The organism is Ruegeria atlantica, from assembly GCF_947495585.1.
GTDB lineage: Bacteria > Pseudomonadota > Alphaproteobacteria > Rhodobacterales > Rhodobacteraceae > Ruegeria > Ruegeria atlantica_G.
Genome location: NZ_CANLZK010000038.1, coordinates 1 through 2,722, shown reverse-complemented (window position 1 = coordinate 2,722; position 2,722 = coordinate 1). Strand labels below are relative to the sequence as shown.

3 protein-coding genes are annotated in these 2,722 nt (G+C 60.3%); all 3 read left to right on the top strand.

Annotated elements, in window-relative coordinates; all coding sequences use genetic code 11:
- Nucleotides 1-19 precede the first annotated feature (19 nt).
- Complete coding sequence (locus tag QMP16_RS23450) at nt 20-1,696, top strand: formate--tetrahydrofolate ligase (protein WP_058276920.1); 1,677 nt, start codon at nt 20-22, stop codon at nt 1,694-1,696.
- 57 nt (nt 1,697-1,753) lie between these two features.
- Nucleotides 1,754-2,059, top strand: a complete 306-nt coding sequence (locus QMP16_RS23445) for a chorismate mutase (protein ID WP_058272292.1) — start codon at nt 1,754-1,756, stop codon at nt 2,057-2,059.
- Between the two features lie 52 nt (nt 2,060-2,111).
- A partial coding sequence (locus tag QMP16_RS23440) for a tetrahydrofolate dehydrogenase/cyclohydrolase catalytic domain-containing protein (protein ID WP_282154376.1) occupies nt 2,112-2,722 on the top strand: 611 nt, incomplete at its 3' end.

The window sequence follows — 2,722 nt, the reverse complement described above, 5'->3', positions numbered from 1 at the left end:
CAACCGGGGGTTTTGCCCAATGAGCTATAAATCGGACATTGAAATTGCGCGCGAGGCGCAGAAGAAGCCTATTCAGGAAATTGGCGCTAAGATTGGCATCGATTCTGCTGATCTGCTGCCCTATGGCCATGACAAGGCGAAGGTGAGCCAGGAGTTCATCAACTCGGTTCAGGGTCGAGAAGACGGCAAGCTGGTGCTGGTCACCGCGATCAACCCGACGCCTGCGGGTGAGGGTAAGACGACCACGACCGTTGGTCTGGGTGATGGTCTGAACCGCATTGGCAAGAATGCGATGATCTGCATTCGCGAAGCCTCGCTGGGCCCGAACTTCGGCATGAAGGGCGGCGCTGCAGGGGGCGGTTACGCGCAGGTTGTTCCGATGGAGGAAATGAACCTGCACTTTACCGGGGATTTCCACGCGATCACCTCGGCGCATTCGCTGCTGTCGGCGATGATCGACAACCACATCTACTGGGGCAATGAAGCCGAGATCGATGTACGCCGCGTTGCATGGCGTCGCGTTGTCGACATGAATGACCGCGCCCTGCGTCAGATCACGGCGTCCCTGGGTGGTGTGTCGAACGGCTTCCCGCGCGAAACCGGTTTTGACATCACCGTGGCGTCCGAGGTTATGGCGATCCTGTGCCTGTCCAACGACCTGAAGGATCTGGAAAAGCGTCTGGGTGACATCATCGTGGCCTATCGCCGCGACAAGACTGCTGTTTACTGCCGCGACATCAAGGCCGAAGGCGCAATGACCGTGCTGCTGAAAGACGCGATGCAGCCGAACCTGGTGCAGACGCTGGAAAACAACCCGGCATTCGTCCACGGTGGCCCGTTCGCCAATATCGCGCACGGCTGTAACTCGGTCATTGCCACCAAGACTGCTTTGAAAGTGGCTGACTACGTTGTGACTGAGGCTGGCTTTGGGGCCGATCTGGGTGCCGAGAAGTTCATGAACATCAAGTGCCGTAAGGCGGGCATCGCGCCGTCTGCAGTGGTGCTGGTTGCCACCGTGCGTGCGATGAAGATGAACGGCGGCGTTGCCAAGGCCGATCTGGGTGCGGAAAACGTCGACGCGGTCAACTCGGGATGTGCCAACCTGGGCCGTCACATCGAGAACGTGAAATCCTTTGGCGTGCCGGTTGTGGTTGCCATCAACCACTTCGTCACCGACACCGATGCCGAAGTGCAGGCGGTCAGCGACTATTGCGCCGAGCATGGGGTTGAGGCGGTTCTGTCGCGTCACTGGGAGCTGGGCTCGGAAGGCTCTGCGCCGCTGGCAGAGAAGGTTGTCGAGATCGTCGAAGGCGGCAGTGCCAACTTCGCACCGATCTATCCCGATGACATGCCGCTGTTCGAGAAGATCGAAACCATCGCCAAGCGCATCTACCGCGCCGACGAGGTTCTGGCCGACAACAAGATCCGCAACCAGCTGCGTGAATGGGAAGAGGCCGGATACGGCAATCTGCCGGTCTGCATGGCCAAGACGCAGTATTCGTTCTCGACCGATCCGACCTTGCGCGGCGCGCCCACCGGCCATTCAGTTCCGGTGCGTGAGGTGCGCCTGAGCGCGGGTGCCGGCTTCATCGTGGTTGTCTGCGGTGAGATCATGACCATGCCCGGTCTGCCACGCAAACCGGCTGCGGAAACCATCTGCCTCAATGACGCAGGTGAGATCGAGGGCTTGTTCTAAGCCGCCGAATAGGACATCTCGTGGTCCGGGGTTTTCCCGGGCCATGAGGAGATCGCGATGCCCACTCTGACACCGCCGCAAGACTGTGCAACGATGCAGGATCTGCGGGTTCAGATCGACAAGCTGGACCGCCAACTGATCGAAATGTTGGTGGCGCGCGCAGGCTACATTGACCGCGCGTCCGAGCTGAAGCCGGGCGAGGGCCTGCCTGCCCGTATTCCGGACCGTGTCGAAGACGTGGTGCACCGCGTGCGCGCAAGCTCGGCCGAGCTGGGAATGGATCCGGATTTGGCCGAAAGACTGTGGCGCATGTTGATTGACTGGTCGATTGCACGTGAGGAACGTGTTCTCGGCCCGGACTGAATGACCGGGCGCTTCACGCGCCCGATCCGTTTTTGAAAGAAGGGATCAAAGGATGGTAGCGCAGGTTATCGACGGCAAGGCCTTTGCGGCCAAAGTGCGCGCGCAAGTGGCCGATCAGGTTGCAAAGCTGAAAGAGGAAAACGGCATCACCCCCGGCCTGGCCGTGGTTCTGGTCGGCGAAGACCCGGCCAGTCAGGTCTATGTCCGCTCCAAGGGCAAGATGACCGTCGAGGTCGGCATGAACTCGTACGAGCACAAGCTGGATGTCGATACCTCGGAAGAGGACCTGCTGGCGCTGGTCGAAAAGCTGAACAACGATCCGGCTGTGCATGGCATTCTGGTTCAATTGCCGCTGCCCAAGCATCTGAACGAGGATCTGGTGATCAATTCGATCGACCCGGCCAAGGATGTGGACGGGTTCCATATCTCCAACGTGGGCCTATTGGGCACCGGTCAGAAATCGATGGTGCCCTGCACCCCGCTGGGCTGTCTGATGATGCTGCGCGACCACCATGGCTCATTGTCGGGCATGGATGCGGTTGTGATCGGACGCTCGAACATCGTTGGCAAGCCGATGGCGCAGCTGCTGCTGGGCGACAGCTGCACCGTGACCATCGCGCACAGCCGCACCAAGGATCTGCCCGACGTGGTCCGCCGCGCCGA

Bases quoted from the DNA above. Each gene is read 5' to 3' on its own strand.
- QMP16_RS23450 (WP_058276920.1), top strand. From the start codon at position 20: ATGAGCTATAAATCGGACATTGAAATTGCGCGCGAGGCGCAGAAGAAG.
- QMP16_RS23445 (WP_058272292.1), top strand. From the start codon at position 1,754: ATGCCCACTCTGACACCGCCGCAAGACTGTGCAACGATGCAGGATCTG.